13 protein-coding genes are annotated in these 19,112 nt (G+C 50.6%); 10 read left to right on the top strand and 3 right to left on the bottom strand.

Going from position 1 to position 19,112, the window contains the following annotated elements:
- Window positions 1-13 precede the first annotated feature (13 nt).
- From dpaL to POF51_RS14490, 8 genes are all read left to right on the top strand, one after another.
- The gene (gene dpaL, locus POF51_RS14525; protein ID WP_069847686.1) at window positions 14-1,252 is read left to right on the top strand and encodes a diaminopropionate ammonia-lyase; all 1,239 of its coding nucleotides are present in this window, start codon (window positions 14-16) and stop codon (window positions 1,250-1,252) included.
- On the top strand, window positions 1,249-2,409 hold the full coding sequence (locus tag POF51_RS14520) for an ArgE/DapE family deacylase (protein ID WP_271755648.1): 1,161 nt from the start codon (window positions 1,249-1,251) through the stop codon (window positions 2,407-2,409). The genes dpaL and POF51_RS14520 overlap by 4 nt, the downstream gene beginning before the upstream one ends.
- Before the next feature lie 74 nt (window positions 2,410-2,483).
- Entirely contained in the window at window positions 2,484-4,265 is a 1,782-nt protein-coding gene (locus POF51_RS14515; protein ID WP_069847684.1) for a sigma-54 interaction domain-containing protein, read from the top strand.
- Window positions 4,266-4,366: 101 nt separating this feature from the next.
- Entirely contained in the window at window positions 4,367-4,924 is a 558-nt protein-coding gene (lepB, locus tag POF51_RS14510) for a signal peptidase I (RefSeq protein WP_017250512.1), read from the top strand.
- 98 nt (window positions 4,925-5,022) lie between these two features.
- Entirely contained in the window at window positions 5,023-6,519 is a 1,497-nt protein-coding gene (locus POF51_RS14505) for a helix-turn-helix domain-containing protein (protein WP_069847682.1), read from the top strand.
- 163 nt (window positions 6,520-6,682) lie between these two features.
- Window positions 6,683-8,353, top strand: coding sequence for a urocanate hydratase (hutU, locus tag POF51_RS14500; RefSeq protein ID WP_069847679.1), 1,671 nt, complete (start codon window positions 6,683-6,685; stop codon window positions 8,351-8,353).
- Window positions 8,354-8,358: 5 nt separating this feature from the next.
- Window positions 8,359-9,633: an imidazolonepropionase gene (gene hutI / locus POF51_RS14495; RefSeq protein ID WP_069847677.1), complete on the top strand. Its 1,275-nt coding sequence runs from the start codon at window positions 8,359-8,361 to the stop codon at window positions 9,631-9,633.
- Between the two features lie 94 nt (window positions 9,634-9,727).
- Window positions 9,728-10,366 (top strand): pyridoxamine 5'-phosphate oxidase family protein, encoded by a 639-nt coding sequence (locus POF51_RS14490; RefSeq protein WP_026043241.1) that lies wholly within the window; start codon window positions 9,728-9,730, stop codon window positions 10,364-10,366.
- A gap of 56 nt (window positions 10,367-10,422) precedes the next feature.
- Here POF51_RS14490 and POF51_RS14485 read toward each other — a convergent pair whose 3' ends face one another.
- The 3 genes from POF51_RS14485 to POF51_RS14475 are packed head-to-tail and all read right to left on the bottom strand — an operon-like array spanning window position 10,423 to window position 13,938.
- Complete coding sequence (locus POF51_RS14485) at window positions 10,423-11,856, bottom strand: eCIS core domain-containing protein (RefSeq protein WP_271755647.1); 1,434 nt, start codon at window positions 11,854-11,856, stop codon at window positions 10,423-10,425.
- A 2-nt stretch (window positions 11,857-11,858) separates the two neighbouring features.
- Complete coding sequence (locus tag POF51_RS14480; protein ID WP_271755646.1) at window positions 11,859-13,532, bottom strand: MORN repeat-containing protein; 1,674 nt, start codon at window positions 13,530-13,532, stop codon at window positions 11,859-11,861.
- Window positions 13,533-13,551: 19 nt separating this feature from the next.
- Complete coding sequence (locus tag POF51_RS14475; RefSeq protein WP_007721356.1) at window positions 13,552-13,938, bottom strand: DUF4280 domain-containing protein; 387 nt, start codon at window positions 13,936-13,938, stop codon at window positions 13,552-13,554.
- A 170-nt stretch (window positions 13,939-14,108) separates the two neighbouring features.
- On the opposite strand from POF51_RS14475, the gene POF51_RS14470 reads away from it, so the two are divergent.
- Both POF51_RS14470 and POF51_RS14465 read left to right on the top strand, forming a co-directional pair.
- Window positions 14,109-16,865 (top strand): adenylate/guanylate cyclase domain-containing protein, encoded by a 2,757-nt coding sequence (locus POF51_RS14470; RefSeq protein WP_069847673.1) that lies wholly within the window; start codon window positions 14,109-14,111, stop codon window positions 16,863-16,865.
- 18 nt (window positions 16,866-16,883) lie between these two features.
- Window positions 16,884-19,040, top strand: a complete 2,157-nt coding sequence (locus POF51_RS14465; protein WP_271755645.1) for an ATP-binding protein — start codon at window positions 16,884-16,886, stop codon at window positions 19,038-19,040.
- Window positions 19,041-19,112: the final 72 nt, after the last annotated feature.

The raw sequence follows: 19,112 nt of genomic DNA, 5'->3' as shown, positions 1-19,112 counted from the left end.
GAGGAACCCATCGATGGATAAACGCCCACCAATCTACGTTGTGAAAAATAATAGAAAAAATAGCGAGACTTCTCTCATTCCTACCTATTTGACTGAAAAAGAAACCCGTTTTGCCAAAGCCTTTCACCAATCTCTTGCAAACTACGAGCCGACTCCCCTCGTTACATTGCCTGTACTAGCACGTGAGCTGGGAGTAGATCAGGTACTTGTAAAAGATGAGTCCAAGCGATTTGGTCTCAATGCCTTCAAGGTTCTGGGAGCTTCTTATGCGATGGCTCGTTTCTTGTGCGAAAAGCTGGGGAAATCGACAGAAGAGATGACCTTTGAAGCATTATGTTCCCAAGACATGAGAGACCGAATCGGAGAAGTCACCTTCGTCACTGCGACAGATGGCAATCACGGACGGGCAGTTGCATGGGCTGCTAAGGCGCTAGGACAGCATGCCGTTGTTTATTTGCCCAAAGGCTCCGCCCAGCAACGGGTAGATGCGATACGGGAGGCGGGTGCACATGCCCACGTCATCAATGGAAACTACGATGAAGCTGTGCGTCTCTCAGAACAAATGGCGAAGGAACGTGGTTGGCAAGTGATTCAAGATACAGCATGGGAAGGCTACATGACCATTCCCACGTGGATCATGCAAGGCTATACGACGATGGCAGCAGAGGCCATGGAACAACTCACAGCCCTCACTGACGCCAAACAGCCGACGCATTTGTTCTTGCAGGCAGGGGTAGGCTCCATGGCCGCCGCAGTCTTGGGACATTTCGTAGCAGCACAAGCAAATAAAGACCTAACGACCGTGATCGTCGAGCCGCATAGCGCCAATTGCATGGTCCTCTCAGCAGAAAAGAACGACGGACAACCACATGCAGCTACGGGCGAGCTAGGAACCATTATGGCGGGTCTAGCATGTGGTGAGCCGAATCCGATGGCATGGGAGATCTTGCAGGAGCATGCAGACTTCTTCGTCAGCTGTGCCGACTACGTGGCGGCAAACGGCATGCGTCTACTTGCGGCACCGACTGGAGCCGACCCTTCCATTGTGAGTGGGGAAAGTGGAGCAGTCGGGGTAGGGCTTCTTGCTGCCTTGATGAGCAAGCCTATGTATCATCAACAGCGTGAGCAGCTCGGCTTGAATGAAAATTCCGTTGTTCTGTGCTTTAGTACGGAAGGGGATACGGATCGGGATATCTACAGACGTATCATCTGGGAAGGTGCATGCCGAGAAGAGGAGGAGATGACAAAATGAACGTGACGATCAATCGAGACGAACTGATTTCATTGGTACAGAATTTGATTCGGATTGATTCGGTGAACCCGTACCTTGATGAGGATGGACCGGGCGAGAAAGCGATCGCCGCATTTATTCGAGAGCGTTTGGAGGCGGCAGGACTGGAGGTTCATGTCACGCCTATTAACGACACCGCAGTCAATGTCGTCGGGATCCTACGGGGAGCAGGCGGAGGCAAATCCCTGATGCTAAACGGACATATGGATACGGTGAGCGCCAAGCGCATGGAGATTCCGCCGTTTGAGCCTACCCTTGTGGACAACAAAATTTACGGTAGAGGCAGTCAGGACATGAAGGGTAGTCTGGGGGCCATGATCGCCGCAGTAGAGGCGATCGCACAAGCAAAGGTTACTTTAGCAGGAGATGTCATTTTGACTTTTGTCGCTGACGAGGAGTATAAAAGCATCGGCACAGAGGAGCTGGTAAAGGCGTACAAAGCAGATGCGGCGATATGCTGTGAGCCTTCCGATCTGGCGATTGGCGTCGTTCACAGAGGATTTGCCTGGGTCAAATGCGAGGTGCTGGGCAAGGCAGCTCACGGAAGTCGTCCAGCAGAAGGGATTGATGCAATCGTTCGTGCGGGCAGGGTTCTGCAAGAGCTGGAGCGTCTTTCAGACAGATTGGCTCAAGGCACGGCTCATCCGATACTCGGTGCGGCATCTGTCCATGCTTCACTCATTCAGGGTGGAACAGAGCTGTCCACCTACCCAGATTATTGCCGCATCGACTGGGAGAGAAGGACGTTGCCGGGCGAGACAGAGGCAGACGTGGCCAATGAAATAGAAGCAATCCTACAGAAGCTGCGCGCTGAAGATGAGACGTTCCAAGCAAGCGCCGAGCTGTCATTTTTGCGAGAGCCGTTTGAAGTCGGGCTGGATGAACCTGTTTATATCGCTCTTCAGGCAGCGTGTAAGAGCGTGATGGGGAAAACACCCGAAGTATGCGGATTCTCGGGGTGGACGGATGCGGCATTATTGCAGGAAGCGGGAATCCCTACTGTCTTGTTCGGACCAGTGGGAGCCGGTCTGCATGCGGCAGTCGAATATGTAGAGGTAGATAGCTTGGTAGACATGAGTGCCATCTTGGTGGAGACAATTTGCGATTTTTGCCAGTAAAAAAATGCATAAGGGCTGGCTTCCCCTGTGATGCGCTATAATGTAGGCAATAGATTGACGGGAGGGGAAGCCCGATGCCCTTGCGAGATATTCAAGAAAGTGTGCAACAGATTGCTTCGGCTGTTGCATCCGTTCTGCGCGTAGAGGTAGAGATTGCGGACAGTCAGTTTTTGCGAATCGCAGGGACGGGGAAGAATGAGGCTGGCGTTTTGCGGACGATGGCAGGAGAGGACCATATATACCGGGAGTCGTTGCTCGCCGGGCATCCTGTTGTGATCATGCATCCAGGGCAGGATGAGCGGTGTCGTCCCTGTATGCATTATGGAAATTGCACGGAGACGGGAGAGATTTGCTGCCCGATACAATTAGACAATGAAAATATAGGTGTGATCGGCCTGCTCGCTTTCGATGAGGAGCAGCGCGAGCGGTTGTTTGCGGATGTGGATGCAATATTGACCTATTTGCAAAAAATGGCCGAGCTGATCGCCATTAAGCTAAAAGAGCATTACTTGTACGTCGAGCAGTTGCATACGGTAGAAAAGCTGCGTGTCGTCATGGATGAAATGGACAAAGCCATGTTTCTCGTCGATCAAGACAATCGGATCATTCAGGCGAACCAGCGTGCCCGTCAGTATTTGCAGCTCGATCACGACGACAGTCAAATGGCAGGATGGATAGACGCTATTCGCGATGCAGATGCCGCGCAGTCTGCGCCAAAGCAGGTCGTTTTGTCCATCGGGCAGGAAGAAAAGACATTTTTGTTTGCCATCAAGCCCATTCTCCTGGCAGGAACGGTCAAAGAATGGGTGATTACGCTAGATGATGTACAGGAAGTCGTGCAAATCGCAAGGCAGGTGAGTGGATACTCGGAGCCCGACGCTTTTCGGATGATCGGTGGAAACAGTCCTGCGATTGTACAGGCAAAGGAAGTGGCAAGACGTGTAGCAGCCAGTGATTCGACTGTCTTGCTCCAAGGTGAAAGTGGAACCGGAAAGGAGCTCTTTGCTAGAGCCATTCATCAGGCAAGCCCGCGCCGTGACGAGCCGTTTCTCTCGATTAATTGCGCCGCAATCCCTGAGCATTTGATGGAGAGCGAGCTGTTCGGTTACGAGGAAGGCTCATTCACAGGAGCGCGAAAGGGTGGAAAACCGGGGTTGTTTGAGGTCGCAGGAAAAGGCACACTGTTTCTCGATGAAATCGGGGATATGCCCATGCACTTACAGAGCAAGCTGCTGCGCGTGTTGCAAGAAAAGGAACTGTATCGAATTGGAGGTAATGGCAAGCCCATACGCTTAGCGGCAAGGATCATTGCAGCAACCCATCTGGATTTGCAGGAGCGGGTAGACGCGGGGTTGTTTCGCTTGGACTTGTACTATCGATTGCATGTGATTCCCATTCACTTGCCCTCGCTGCGAGAACGTAGAGAGGATATACTTCCTTTGGCGAACGATATCCTTTTGGCGCATGCGAATCGGGTGGGGAAGAAATTGCACGGCTTTTCCCAAGAGACGCAAAACGTCCTGTTTCATCACGACTGGAGAGGAAATGTCCGAGAGCTGGAAAATGTAATCGAGTACGCAGTCAATATGGAAGCAAACGCTTGGGTTCAGCCTTCGAGCTTGCCGATTCGAACGGGAATGCTGCGTGAATCTTCCTCGCATTCCAATAAAGAAAGTCAGGGGTCATTCGACTGGCAAAAGCAAGGACTTATGCTGAAAGAACTGGAACGAGCAGCAATCGATACTGCGATGCAACAAATCCGGGATAGAAACGGACGAAAAGAAGAAGCAGCTGCACTATTAGGCATAAGCCGGGCAACGCTGTTTCGGAAACTGCGCGAGTATGGTCTCACCTGATCTTGCTTCTAGCTGATTTTTTGGGATTGAGCGGATAATGTGGTATGATGGTTTCGATGAATGAAAGAGAGAATGGTATAAGGAAGGAGTGCCAAAAGAAAATGAGAGAAGTATTAGGATGGATTCGATCGATAACCTTTGCTGTCGTTTTCGCTCTTGTCCTCGGAATCTTTGTATTTCAACCGTTCAAGGTTGATGGGCATTCCATGGACCCTACCTTACAAGACGAACAGCGCATATATGTGTCTAAACTATCACACACGTTTTCTTATTTGCCAGATTACGGCGAGATTGTCGTGATCGACAGTCGGGTAGAGCGAGACCGTACATTGATGGACGATATCGTGGGGCATCCCTTGGTGTCGCTGGTCACTGGTCAAGGCGATGATCACACGATGTATGTCAAGCGGGTCATTGGAAGACCAGGCGACGTACTAGAGTTCAAAGACAACAAGGTGTATCGAAACGGTGAGGCATTGAACGAACCATATATCAAAGAAACGATGGAATATGTAGCAGACGGAAAGATCACGGTTCCAGCCGATCATGTTTTTGTCATGGGAGATAACCGGAATCACAGCACGGATTCCCGCGATATTGGTTTTATTCCGCTGGATCATGTGATGGGAACCATGATCGAAAATCCTCTCAAAAAGTAAGAACGTGAGTGAGAAAAGGTTGTCCAATTATGGGCAACCTTTGTTTCATAGAAAAAGATGTCCCACTCTTCTGATAGCTCTAAAAAGGAGGACGGCTTATGCCCAGCATTTTGATAGCGGATCGGGACCAGAACGAACGAATCGGAATCGGATGGCTCGTCACCAGCTATGCCATTCCGTATGACAAGGTGCATAGTGCCGGGACCATGGAAGACGTTTACGAAATGATGGAAGCGCATACACCGGAAGTGATCTGTATTGAACTGGACATGATTGGACGCGGGCAGTGGGATCGGCTGAAGCTTCTGGTGGATCAGTATCGTCCGACTGTTGTGGTGACCACATCAGAGGCGACATTCGAGCGTGCGATGCAGGGGATTGGACTTTTTGCACGCGATCTATGGCTGAAGCCACAGACACCTGAATACATCAGGAGAATCCTGACGAGATGTTGCCAGGAGCGCTTGGATCGGAAGCGAATGAACGAAGAGAAGGGAATGGGAGCGGACAATGACAGGGATGTCTCGTATCTTGACCTGTTTTTCCCTGGGCATGCTCAAGCCAAGTCTTTTTCGCTCATGCTGGCTCAATTGGAGGATCCGAAGCGGCATCCGGAACTGCTGCGCTTTTTTGAGGAATATCCGTTTCGCGACAAACCCGATCTTTTGCCGCTAGGGGAGACCATTGTGGGGGTTTTTCCAATGGATGCTGCGGTCTCGCCTTCTACGCTCCACCAAATGGGCAAGCGCTTGCTGATGGACTGGGAAGCAAACAATGATGCGCCGCTCTTTTTGGTCATGTATGACGCAAGCAACTATGAGCAGAGCTTGAACGAAACGTATGCGGAAGCGAGCCAAGCGCTGCAAGTCCGCTTTTTCAAAGGATATCGGCAAGTGACGGTCATTGATAATCGTGTGAATTGGACGATGATTGACCCATTTTTGACCCCCGCCGAACAGCGTGCGTGGGTTGAAATGCTGGATGAAGGCAATCGGGAAGAGTTGAAGCAGTGGCTGTATACACACTTTTTTTTCAAGGAAGAGCCTTATCCGGAGCCGGGACTGTTGCGTATTCGGCTGACGAGTATTTTGGCCCAAGTCAGGAGATACATGATATCACGTGGTCTTGACTCTGCACCTTTGGAAGAGGAGTATCACCGGGTTTTCGAAACGATTCTTTATTCGCCGATCTTGTATCGGATCGTAGTGGAACTGCTGCTGTTCATCAATCAGCTTCTTGATGTCGCTCATCATCCCATCGACGAATCCCGTGCAGATGTTGTGGAACAGGCGATTCGCTATATAGAAGGCCGCTACACCGATCCAGCACTGCGCTTGGAGGAAGTCGCACGCTATATCGACCGCAGCCCTTCCTATTTCAGTACGCTGCTCGCACAAAAGCAAGGAAGCTCTTTTCGCCAAATACTCACATCGTTGCGAGTAAAAGAAGCACGCCGATTGCTTCTCGAGACATCCTTGTCTGTCCAAGAAGTGGCAGAACGATGTGGATTCATCAACGCCAATTATTTCAGTAAAATTTTTAAGGAAAAGACCGGGACAACTCCACGTTTGTTACGAAATCAGAGAAAAAGATAGAAATCGAAAGAAAAGACAGATTTTTTTGTCAAACCATGAATGCGGTTGCATGCGAATCGAAAATAGAGGCACCAAATCGAAAGTGCGGTGCCTATTTTGTCTTTCCTTGCTTTTTTACAATGGAGCTAAGAAATACATCCTTTTAGAAAAGCAGGTGGAAATGATGACGACGACACAATCCGTTGAGCAATTGATCCAAGCCTTTTCAGGTACCCAATTACATACAAAGGGATGGGTGCAGGAAGCGGCGCTGCGCATGCTTTTGAACAACCTCAATCCTGATGTAGCTGAGCGTACTGAGGATCTGGTCGTATACGGCGGAATTGGCAAGGCGGCACGGAACTGGGAATGCTTCGATGCGATTGTCAAAACATTGCAAACGTTAGAGGGTGATGAAACACTCCTCATCCAGTCTGGGAAGCCGGTTGCTGTATTCAAATCGCATACCGATGCACCGCGTGTGCTGCTGGCAAACTCGAATCTGGTGCCTGCTTGGGCGAATTGGGAGCATTTCCACGAGCTAGACAAAAAGGGTTTGATGATGTACGGACAAATGACAGCGGGAAGCTGGATTTATATTGGCAGCCAGGGCATCGTGCAAGGGACGTACGAGACGTTTGCAGAACTGGCACGCCAGCATTTTGAAGGCACGCTGACCGGAACGATTACCTTGACAGCTGGCTTGGGCGGCATGGGTGGTGCGCAACCGTTGGCCGTATCGCTCAATGGTGGCGTCAGCATCAATATCGAGGTGGACCCGACTCGTATCCAGCGCAGACTGGACACGAAATACCTGGATGTGATGACAGAAAGTCTAGACGAAGCGATCCGTTTGGCGGAAGAAGCGAAACGCGACAAAAAAGGCATTTCCATCGGACTGTTAGGCAATGCACCGGAAGTGCTGAATGCCATGCTGGCTCGCGACTTTATCCCGGATGTGCTAACGGACCAGACCTCCTCGCATGATCCACTCAACGGCTACATTCCCATCGGCATGTCACTTGCGGAAGCAGCCGAACTGCGGACACGCGATCCGAAAGCGTACGAATCCCGTGCAAAAGCAAGCATCGCTGAACACGTTCGCGCCATGCTCGCCATGCAGGAAAAAGGAGCAGTCACTTTCGACTATGGCAATAACATCAGACAGGTGGCAAAAAACGAGGGTGTAGAGGATGCATTCCGTTTCCCTGGCTTTGTGCCAGCCTACATCCGACCGCAATTTTGTGAGGGCAAGGGGCCGTTCCGCTGGGTAGCGCTATCCGGCGATCCTGAGGATATTTACAAGACAGACGAAGTCATTCTTCGCGAGTTCTCCTACAATACCCATCTGTGCAACTGGATTCGCATGGCGCAGGAGCGCATTCAGTTCCAGGGACTGCCTTCCCGCATTTGCTGGTTAGGCTATGGCGAGCGTGCGCGTTTTGGTCAAATCATCAATGAGATGGTAGCGCGTGGTGAGCTTTCGGCCCCTATCGTCATTGGGCGTGACCATCTGGACTCCGGTTCTGTCGCTTCGCCAAACCGTGAGACGGAAGCGATGAAGGATGGCAGCGATGCGGTTGCAGACTGGCCGATTCTCAATGCCATGATCAATGCAGTAGGCGGAGCGAGCTGGGTATCTGTGCACCACGGAGGAGGCGTTGGCATGGGCTACTCTCTCCACGCCGGAATGGTCATCGTGGCAGATGGTACTCCAGAAGCAGCACGTCGTCTGGAACGAGTCCTCACGACCGATCCAGGCATGGGCATCGTCCGACATGTCGATGCAGGGTACGACCTCGCAGTTCAAACAGCCAAGGAAAAAGGCGTCCACATTCCGATGATAAAGGAGTAAGAGCCATGACTAAACCTGTATGGATTCGCCACGCCAGTCAGCTTGCTACGCTGGCTGGCAGCTCCTCTTCCCCGGTAGTAGGAGCGCAAATGAATGAGCTGTCGATCATCGAGGACGGAAGCATCTGGCTGGAAGACGGCGTTATCCAGCGTGTGGGAACAGATGAGGAGCTGGCGCTTTACTATCGAGACCGTGCGCATGAGGCGCAAATCATCGATGCTTCGGGTAAGCTGGTCACACCAGGGCTGATCGATCCGCATACACATCTGGTGCACGCGGGCAGTCGGCAAAACGAGTTTAACATGCGGCTAAACGGTGCGACGTATATGGAGATTATGAACAATGGCGGGGGAATTCACTCGACAACCGCAGCGACGCGCGCAGCTACCCACGAAGAGCTGTTTGCTCAGAGTAAGCAGCGCCTTGACCAATTTCTGTTGCATGGGGTTACAACTGTCGAGGCGAAAAGCGGCTACGGCCTGACATTGGAAGATGAGCTGAAGCAGCTGGAGGTCGCCAAGCAGTTGCACGAGGAACATCCCATGGACATCGTCAGTACCTTCATGGGTGCACATGCGGTGCCGCGCGAATACAAGGAAAATCCGGATGCATTTGTAGATGAGGTCATCGAGGAAATGATCCCAGAGGTCGCTCGTCGCAAGCTGGCTGTTTTTAACGATGTGTTTTGCGAAAGAGGTGTGTTCACCCCTGAGCAGTCCCGACGCATTCTCGAAGCAGGGGTCCGTCATGGGTTGCTGCCGAAGATTCATGCGGACGAAATCGAACCGTATGAAGGGGCAGAGCTGGCAGCTTCGGTTGGAGCGGTATCAGCGGATCACTTGCTACGAGCCTCTGACAAGGGGATTGAACAGATGGCAGAAGCGGGTGTCATCGCTGTGTTACTGCCCGGTACGGCATTTTTCCTGATGGCAGAGTCAGCAAATGGCAGGAAAATGATTGATCGTGGGGTCGCTGTCGCGATTTCGACGGATTGCAATCCGGGCTCGTCTCCAACAGTTTCGCTCCCACTCATCATGAATCTGGGTTGCCTGAAAATGGGGATGACGCCAGCCGAGGTGCTGACGGCAGCTACCATCAATGCTGCTCACGCAATCCGCTGCGCGCATGAAGTCGGCAGCCTTGAGGTAGGGAAAAAAGCAGATGTCACGATTTTTGACGTCCCTGATTTCATGACTTTGCAATATCGTTACGGAATCAACCACGTAAACACAGTAATCAAAAACGGAGCGATTGTCGTTGCTGGGGGCAGACTGGCGTAATATGACCCTCTCCGGACTTCCTGCTTCTGCCATGAGCAAGAAAAGTGGTATGATGGTGGCAGGCTTGAACAAGCAGAGGAAAGAGGGGTTATTCATGTCAGGATTCGGAATTTTCCGTGATGTGGTCACGTCAGAACAGCAACTGCGCGAAATGGTTGGAGAACCAAGTCGTCTCGTACAGAACAAGGCGATAACCCAGTTGGATGACCATAGCCGCAACTATATTGCCCAAGCGCCATTTCTCATCATTGCCACAGCAGACAAAGATGGCCATTGCGATGCTTCGCCACGCGGAGATGCGCCTGGTTTTGTGCATGTCATCGATGATCATCATCTCGTCATCCCTGAGCGCCCAGGAAACAAGCGGATGGACACCATCACGAACATTTTGGTCAACCCGCATATTGGGCTTATCTTTTTGATTCCTACGCTGGAAGAGACGTTCCGCGTGAACGGCAAGGCTTGCATTATTCGCGATGAAGAAATACTGGCGAAGATGGCGGTCAACGGGAAGGTGCCTACGCTTGGGATCGGTGTGAAGGTAGAGGAGTGCTTCGTTCACTGTGCGAAGGCATTTATGCGCTCTGGTCTATGGAAGCCGGAGTCATGGCCGGCAGAGGGGACGACTCCTAATGTCGCACAAATGCTGGCGGACCATGTGAAGCTTCCGGGTGTGACGGCAAAAGAAGTGGCGGAGGGCTTGCAAGACAGCTATACGAAACGATTGTACTAATCATGTCGAAAGAGAAACGGCAGCCATCCATTGAGCGTGGCTGCCGTTTCGTCATGTTATTCGCGAACAGGATCATCTACCAGCCACCCTGCACCGATTTCACCCCAGTAGTAACACTCCAACGAATACGATTGCATATTCGAATAGCGGATGTGTTCCGGGATAAGGAATGCGGGATTTACGCCACCTGTTCCGCCTGTGGGCGTTCCTTTGGTGATCCCGCGGAAAATGACCTTGATATTATAGGTGGGCAGATTGGTCATGCTCCTCAGTCTATTAATAACTCTTTGCTTGAGATCGCCTAGTTCGGCAGCCGCATTGTTTTCCGTTTTTGTGTAAGGCCAAGGATTTTCCGAATGATACTTTTGAATGACGATGACGTATTCATCATAATTACCAGTGTCGCGCCGTTTGTCCAATTGGCCGATCGCTTCGTGAATGCGGGCGTTAATTTGTAAATCATCATGGGAGCTGATCGTTTTGATCTCCATCGCAACGCGTTTATTTACTTCTAAAACGTTGGAATGATCCTCGTCTTCGTCCATCATGTGGACTCTCTCATCGTTGGCGTTTTCCTGCTTCTCCAAATAGTTGTAATCGATGTCAGGATCGTTGTCCTTATCTTGACCGAAATATGGCGTGATCTCCTGTCCGAAAAGACGCTGTGCTTCTTCTAGTTCTGTATAGTTCCCACCTGTAACAGAGAAAATGTCCGAAATTTTGGAGTGCAGACTGTAGCTGTATTTCACTTTGTTAAAGTAAGACAAGTAGTTTGTCTCGTCAAAAAGTTCATTGATTGTTCCTTCATGCAAATCATTGGTTTTCGCCACATGCTTATTCCACATTCTGCGTGCATCTAACAAGGCTTCATCCCACGTTCCTTGTATGATTGGGGATGATACAGAACTTGTTGTGTTATGCTCCGTGCTGTCCAGCTTGGTACCAGAAGCCGCAACAGATCCGTAGCGATCAGCTTCCGCTTCGAGAGCAGGATCGTCATTGATCGGCAGGCTGGCATCCGGAGCGTTCGCTTTTACCCGTCCTTGTCGTTGCTGAACCACATGTGTCAGTTCATGACCGAGCAGTTGTTGACCACTTCGCGTCTCCGGCTGATAAGTGCCGGGAGCAAAGTGAATGTCATTCCCTTGGGCAAAGGCAACAGCCCCGATTTGGGAGGCGACAGACGATTCTGGATGAATCTGTACATCTGAAAAATCAGTGCGAAAAGCCTTCTCCATTTTTGCTTGGACGGAATCGGGGAGTGAGCGACCGCTGCCGGAAGAGAGATTCTCCGATTTTTGCAAGGGAGTCCTCGATAACATGCGCTGCACAGCCTGATTGCCAAGAGTCTTTTGCAGAGAAAGGATGTGGGAAGAGTGACTGGCCTTTCTTTGGACCTGGCTCGGTTGGAGCAGGGGCCTGGAAGCAGGTGCTTTCGTTTTTTCATGAGTCGCATCCATAGATGGCTTGCTAGATTCATAGCGTCGCATGATTACACCCCCTCTGCTTTTGTCACGTCCAATTGAATGGGTTCCTTTTGCTGTGCTTGATAGAAATAGAGATACAAATACGGGTCGACCAAATAGCTCGTGATAGCTCCAGTACGGTTAGAATACGTGGTGGACGTCTTGGGCAAAATGGCAGATTTGCTGTCGAGCTCATTCCGATCTTCTTTGACGATAGAGATGATCTGTGGGTGATATACGTGGACGGCAGTGACAATCTGCTTGCTAGGGTGTCCAGGTGCTGGTTCAAGTCTAAAAGCCATGTTCATGTCACGGTAGGTAAGCTTTTGAGACGATAAGATGGCCTCGTTTGCTGGTGGAGCTTCGGGTACTTTTTGATCAGCAGGAGGAGTGACAGCTCCCTCGGCTTGTTTTGGCGCGTCATCGTCGGGCTTGCCCATAATCTCTTCCAGCTTGCTCCTGGAGATGCCGATGAATCCAGGTAAATAAATACGTCCTTCACGGAAGTACCCCTTGTACAACGGCAGGCCTTCCTTGTCGTAGAGCACCCCGATGCCATCGTAGGAACCTGCGCGAAATTGCCCTTGATACAACAGAGCGTCTTCGGCAGAACGAAGCTCTCCCGTTCCGTGATAATGCCCTTCGGCAAAGCCGCCTTTATACAGCGTTACGCCACTTGCATCACGAAGCTCGCCCTGCCCGTGATATACACCCAGCAAAAAATCACCTTGATAGACGATGCTACCACTGGTGGAGAGTTTGGTTCCGGCTCCATTGAAGTGCCCATTTCGAAAATGACCCTCATACACGAGCTTGCCGTCCCGATCAAAAAAACTTCCGGTTCCATTGTATCTGCCGTCCACAAATTGCCCTTTGTACTGCACGAGCCCGTTTTCGTAGTAATCGGTACCTTCACCGCCGTAGAAGCCATTGTCAAGCAGTCCGTCGTAGAGCAGCTTTCCATCCTTCGTAAAAAGCCTGCCAGCTCCGTTGTACACGCCATTTTTAAAAGCGCCCTCGTATTTGATTGCGCCGTTTGTGTACAATTCCTGACCGGCTCCATCGAGCTTCCCATTCTTGAATTCTCCCTGAAAAACGACTTGCTGGTTGTCGTTGTACAACGCTCCCTGACCAGCGTAAACGCCATTTTCAAACCCACCTTGATAGACGAGAACGCCTTTCCGGTATCCTTTGCCTAAGCCTTGTGGAGTGCCACTTTTGAACTCGCCATTGTAAAGGAGTTTCCCATTGTCGTCATAGAGCTCGCCTTTTCCGTCATACAGACCATCTACGAGCTGGCCATGATAAATCATCGTGCCTTCCGGGTTGTAGATAATCGCCAGACCCGTGTCGGAAATCTGTTGATTTGGAGTTTTTAGATGAATGACGATGGGACGCTGCAAATAGCGGTTAAGCGCATCGGGAGGATTGATGAACAGGAAGTAGACCAGGACAAGGAGGAATAGTCCTGTCAAAATGAGAAAGCGTTTGGCGATGTAAAAACGGCCGATATGCACGTAATCGTTGAGTGAAGTTTCTTTTTTGGCGAACAGTCCGGCAATGCCGTTCTTGATCCAATCGAGGGCTTGCTTGGGGAGGGCGGCTCCTTTTTTTATCCAATCCTGCACCCATTTTTTAAGCGGATTGATGAGCGGGTCGACAATCGTTTGTTCCGTTAGCTTTTGGAGTTGTTTGTCCATATCGTTTCCTCCCTATCTGTCAGGGAACCTGAATCGTCGCTTGACCGGGGTTCGTGATCTGGATGACGCCACCCCAGCTGCACATGAGCTTGGAGGTTTGATTGAGGGCAGGCATGTTGGCGACGAGAACAGTAGGGGAGCCAGGAACCCAAGGGGCGGCGGTGACAGGAACGCAGGGGACTGGAGTGAAAACACCCAGCTTCGCCGCTGTGGCTGCTGCGACCTGAGGGTTGGACATCGTATTGCACATCCCGAATGGAAGGACGTTTACCATCGGTTTATTGTCCATGATGTTTGCGATCGGCATACTGGTTGTGACGCGGTTCACTGGGAGCACCATGAGTGAGCTGGGAGCTGCCCCGAAGCTGCACTGTAGCATGGCTCCTCCGCAGACGAGTTGTCCCATAAAGCCAACTCCTTTGCATAAGTCATCTGGTAAGATATTGAAAATCAATCTGTATAGTAGTATAAATGTCAAATAGAGAAGATGTATAGCGAAATTTGTAATTTTTAGTATAATGTTGCTTGGTATCATTTTCGAAAATATGTTTTCGAGAGATGGGAGAACCGCAAACGATGGGAAATAACAAGAAGTATTCCTGGTTGACCGGACTGCTGATTGTGTTTGTTGGGATCGGCTTGCTGCTCGTTTGGAACGTGGATAGAAGCGGGAAGCAGGGCGTACCGTTTCGAGGGATCGACAGCATCGCGGTCAATAGTCAAAAGGATGTCATCCTCATAACGGATGGACATCAAAAGCTGACTAGCCTGTCCCCTGATCGGTCGCTAAGGTACCAACAAGTATTGGAGCAAAATCCAGAAGAAGGCTTGGAAAATTTCACAGAGGTAGCCATCGACGAAGAAGGTTATGCGTACGTGCTGATTACAAAGCTCGATAGCTTTGGTTTGCGAACCGTATCCGAGAGAATCGTGCGAATGTCGCCAGATGGAGAAATCGTACAAGTCGTGTATGAAGATTCATACGGAGCGAACAGCTCGTACAAGCGCATTGGCAAGGTACGCTCCCTGCAAGTCGCGAAAGATCGTCTTTCCTTTTATGTTTATCAACACCCTGAAGTGATTGCCTATCAATTTGTACCCTCTGATTCCCCCCCCACACAACTCTATCAAATCCAATTGCCTAATGAAGTATACGTCAATGAAATCATAGGAGTAGATCCGCAATATACCTATGTCACTACCAAGCGCGGAGAGGTTTTCCAGGTCGACGTTCCCCTTGGGAGCCGGGAAGCTCAAGTGAAGGGTCCGCTCTACATTCACTCCGAACGGTCCGAAAAGAATCAAACCGTCCCCAATCATGTAAAAGTGGGGCCAGCAGGTCGTCTCCTTTTCTACAATTCCGATCAAAATGTCATGGAACGCTTCGATCCCGCACACCCAGATGAAATCGCCTTGATGGTGCCTTCCAAAACATTCGAGCAGATCAAGTCGAGCGATAGCAGTGCACTAACGGCGTTTGCTGTAACCCCCAATTATGAGTTCGTAGTAGCCACAGATAGTCAGCTCGCCTTCCTAGATCAACAAGGAAATGTGATGACCAAGCTCACGTCCCCGTCAGTATCCGAAAAAGACCGCTTGAAGGAATGGACCTGGTGGACAGGATTGGGCGTGGAAATTCTCCTGTTTGGCGTCATTCAGTTTCTGTTGTTTCGCCTCTTCCGGATTCCGTTGATTATCAAGCAAACGATCGTGATAGCTCCACTAGTTGTTGTCCCCGTATTCCTTCAACTGGAGGGAACGAAGCTGACCTTTGCGTTTATGGAGCAGGAAAATCAAACCGATCTTCGCCTCCAAGCCTATGTTATTTCTACCCTGATCGAAGGGGACAAGCTGGATGGAATCAACGGAGCCATTGATTACATGAATGCGGATTATCAAGCAGTACAGGCCAACCTGAAAAAACTGGAGGTCCCAGATGATGTGAATGTGAACAGGGGGCTGTACAAAACGATTTACAAATACAAAGATGGCGAATTGTTTCTCATGATGGATGACAATGACAGCGCAGAAGTGTTTGAGAATGTGCCCATTGATGACGAGTTCCGCAGTGTGGTCATGAAAAGGGAGATCGTCTCCGGTAAAGCACAGGATCGGACAGGCTACTGGATGTACGCGATGGCCCCGATATACAACTCCTCCGGTAAGCTATCCGGTGTGTTGGAGCTGGGCAGAGAAATGAACGGAGTCCGTATGCAGCACACCGACATGTCCCGTGAGCTCGGAAAAGGCGCTGCACTGGTCTGGTCTATTTGTGCGAGTCTATTTTTCCTTTTCTCGTGGCTGACATACCGAAACATCCGTAATCTGCAAACGAACGTCTCCGATATGGGAAAAGGCGACTACAGTGTGGTGGCGAGGGTTCGCTCCATGGATGAAATTCAAAAGCTGGCAGAAAGCTTCAACCAAATGGCAAAGCGCATTCGTCAGTACATCTCGAATATCACGAGGATGAGCGAGGCGAACAATCGTTTTGTGCCGCAGCAGTTTATCCATTTTCTCGGGAAGGAAAGCATACTCGACGTGGAGCTAGGTGATCAGGTGGAGCGGGAAATGGCGATTATGCGCATGAGTCTGCAATCGTTTCATGACATCTCTCATCGTCTGCGACCAGAGACCACCTTCCGCGTCATCAATGCGTTTCTCAAGCGCTTTGCTCCGATTGTGAACGAGAATCAAGGAATGATTACCGAATATCTCGATCCCGGCGTGCTTGCTGTTTATCCAAAAGAAGCGAAAGACGCGCTGGATGCGGCCGTACAAATGCGCCGTACATTAGCGGACTATAACGAGCAACGGGCGGAAAAAGGGTACGATCCGATTGATTTGCGGGTTGCGCTGCATCACGGTCCACTGATGCTCGGAATTATTGGCGAGTCGACGCGTCTGGAGGCTGCGATCATATCGGATCACGTCCGCGTGGTGGAGAAAATGGAAAAGATGGCAGAAACGCTCGGAGCCTGCATCCTAATGTCCGATTCGCTGTTTGCCAAAATGGGAGAGAGCACGCCGTACCGATTTCGTGATTTAGGCTGGGTGCATATGGAGGGAGAGGCTCAGCCGATGCATTTGTATGACGTCTACGAAGGGGACACTGACCAGATTCGTGCACACAAGGAGGAGACGAAGGAATTGTTTGAGCAAGCGATTGTGATGTATCAAAATGGGAGGTTTCACGATGCACGCTCCGCTTTCCTGTCCGTCATCAAGCAAAACCGCTGGGATCAGGCGGCGCGACAGTATTTCTACTTATGTGACGAATACGCTCAAAAAGGGGCCGAACGAGATTGGTCTGGCGAATTGAAAATATCGTAGGAGCGGTGAAAAAGCGAAATGACTAGTCCCGAATCGAATCACAACCAGTGGAACTATTACGAAGAAATGCTTCGATGGCTGGATGTTCATCTGATGCGCTTGCTGGCAGTGCGAGCACAGCAGGGGGATGATTATCCGCTTGATCAAATGAGGGGGGTGATTGTCACAGAGGAAGAAGTCGTGCAATTGCTCGAGGCAGCCCCGCCAGCAACGCAGCTATGGGAAGCTTTCACAGAGCGGGTGGCAGCATGCGAGGAACGACTGGATGCCCTGCACATGCAAGAAGCAGGTAGCGTACCGATTCTGGCAGTGGCAGAGGCTTTTTTGCTCAATCGCTTCGAGCTGGGATGTTTATTTCTTTGCCTGGCAGTCGAGCTGGATCGGAAGTACGAAAAGCTGTTTGGCTACCTCCTTGATGATATTACGTGCAAGTCACCTACTCCCGAATTAGCGATGCAGCTATTTTGCCAGACAGCTGCTGAGAGAATAGAGGCCTGGACAGCGTTTACGCAAAAAAGCAAGCTGGGCCGATTGCTGCTTTTTACCGAGGCGGACATGGGTGGAAGCGGCTCTTGGCTCTCTCGGCCGTTAAAGCTGGATGAACGCATGCTGCACTTTTTGACGACAAGGGATGGAGGTGATGCCAGTCTGCCGCCTTGGCTATCCTGGAGCTTGCCAGATCAAGAGTTGGAACCATTTGTAGGGGAGAGCGCGATTCATTTGCAGGAGCGCTTTGAAACATTGTGGGAAACAGCAGGAGCAGATTCAGAGCGACTTCTCCTGCACTTGCATGGTCCGACTGGCGTTGGTAAAAGGCATCGCGTTAAGCATTTGTTTCATCGCGTCAGGCGGCCGGTGCTGTTCGTCGATGCAGAGCGCTTGATCCGGGAGGAAGCTTTTGCACGAAGATTACAGCAGGTATTGCGGGAGGTGCAGCTGCGGCGGGGTGTACTGTGCTTGCATCAGTTCGAGGTTTTTCTGACAGAAGAGGTACAAACAGCTGTGCGCAAGCAGCTGGTAATGGATGAACTCGAAAGCTTTTCAGGACCCACTGCCATTGTGGCGAAAAGTCAATGGAAGCCGAAAAACGCTCTGGGGAAGCGGATTTGGCTGGAAATGGAGGTGCCTAGTCCAGATGAAACGGAAAGGAGGCGATTATGGGAAACGGGCAGTGCAGGCATGAGCTTTTCTCAAGAGATTGACATAGGCGTTTTCGCAGGGAAATTCAAGCTGAATGCGGGGCAAATCAATCAGGCGCTTCACAGAGCAAATGAGATGGCGATGCAGACGAAAGAAAGGATCATTACGAAAATACACCTGCATGACGCTTGTTTCCTGCAAATGAGACATGCGCTAGAAAAGCACGCTTCTCGATTGAGACCCAAATACAGATGGGAAGATCTGATTTTGCCTGAGGAGCAACTGACTTTGTTGCGAAACGCCTGCAATCAGGTGACCTATCGAAATGTTGTTTTTGGGGAGTGGGGCTTTGGGCGAAAGCTTTCTTATGGCAAGGGCGTCAGCATGTTGTTTGCAGGTCCTCCGGGTACGGGCAAGACGATGTCGGCGGAAGTCGTGGCAAATGAACTGGGTCTGGAGCTTTTTAAAATTGACCTGTCGCAGGTGATCAGCAAGTACATTGGGGAGACGGAAAAAAACCTCCACCACATTTTCTCAGAAGCGAGAATCGGCAATGCCATCCTCTTCTTTGATGAAGCCGATGCCCTTTTTGGCAAGCGCTCAGAAGTGAAAGATTCGCATGACAAATACGCGAATGTGGAAACGGCCTACTTGCTGCAAAAGATGGAGGAGTACGAGGGGGTCTCCATTTTGGCGACGAATCTCCTGCAAAATTTTGACGAGGCCTTCATGCGCAGAATCAACTACGTGGTGAAGTTTCCTTTTCCCGAACCGTTCTATCGCGAAGAAATATGGCGCAGCATGTTCCCGGCCGATACGCCGCGAGCTGCTGACATCGATTTTGAGTTTCTCGCGTCCAAGCTACACATTGCTGGGGGCGGGATCAAAAATGTGGTTCTCGCTGCCTCTTTCTTGGCTGCATCGGAAGGCACGCCCGTTTCCATGAGTCATTTGATTGCGGCTGCAAAGCAGGAGTTAAAAAAGACGGGTAAGCTGCTATTGAAAGAGGATTTGGGGGAGTATGCCATCAGGTAGTGCGTATCAGAAGAATGCATGATTTTACAAAATTAGATAAAAATTCATGCAAAACCATTAATTTCAATGTTA

It is taken from the genome of Brevibacillus sp. AG (assembly GCF_028369215.1).
GTDB lineage: Bacteria > Bacillota > Bacilli > Brevibacillales > Brevibacillaceae > Brevibacillus > Brevibacillus porteri.
This window is presented reverse-complemented; position numbering and strand designations above follow the sequence as displayed.

What these genes read in the sequence shown, in the direction of transcription:
- lepB (WP_017250512.1), top strand. Translation starts at nt 4,367, where the DNA reads ATGAGAGAAGTATTAGGATGGATTCGATCGATAACCTTTGCTGTCGTT.
- POF51_RS14480 (WP_271755646.1), bottom strand. Translation starts at nt 13,532, where the DNA reads ATGGACAAACAACTCCAAAAGCTAACGGAACAAACGATTGTCGACCCG.
- POF51_RS14520 (WP_271755648.1), top strand. Translation starts at nt 1,249, where the DNA reads ATGAACGTGACGATCAATCGAGACGAACTGATTTCATTGGTACAGAAT.
- POF51_RS14465 (WP_271755645.1), top strand. Translation starts at nt 16,884, where the DNA reads ATGACTAGTCCCGAATCGAATCACAACCAGTGGAACTATTACGAAGAA.
- POF51_RS14470 (WP_069847673.1), top strand. Translation starts at nt 14,109, where the DNA reads ATGGGAAATAACAAGAAGTATTCCTGGTTGACCGGACTGCTGATTGTG.
- POF51_RS14515 (WP_069847684.1), top strand. Translation starts at nt 2,484, where the DNA reads ATGCCCTTGCGAGATATTCAAGAAAGTGTGCAACAGATTGCTTCGGCT.
- hutU (WP_069847679.1), top strand. Translation starts at nt 6,683, where the DNA reads ATGACGACGACACAATCCGTTGAGCAATTGATCCAAGCCTTTTCAGGT.
- POF51_RS14505 (WP_069847682.1), top strand. Translation starts at nt 5,023, where the DNA reads ATGCCCAGCATTTTGATAGCGGATCGGGACCAGAACGAACGAATCGGA.
- POF51_RS14490 (WP_026043241.1), top strand. Translation starts at nt 9,728, where the DNA reads ATGTCAGGATTCGGAATTTTCCGTGATGTGGTCACGTCAGAACAGCAA.
- dpaL (WP_069847686.1), top strand. Translation starts at nt 14, where the DNA reads ATGGATAAACGCCCACCAATCTACGTTGTGAAAAATAATAGAAAAAAT.
- POF51_RS14475 (WP_007721356.1), bottom strand. Translation starts at nt 13,938, where the DNA reads ATGGGACAACTCGTCTGCGGAGGAGCCATGCTACAGTGCAGCTTCGGG.
- hutI (WP_069847677.1), top strand. Translation starts at nt 8,359, where the DNA reads ATGACTAAACCTGTATGGATTCGCCACGCCAGTCAGCTTGCTACGCTG.
- POF51_RS14485 (WP_271755647.1), bottom strand. Translation starts at nt 11,856, where the DNA reads ATGCGACGCTATGAATCTAGCAAGCCATCTATGGATGCGACTCATGAA.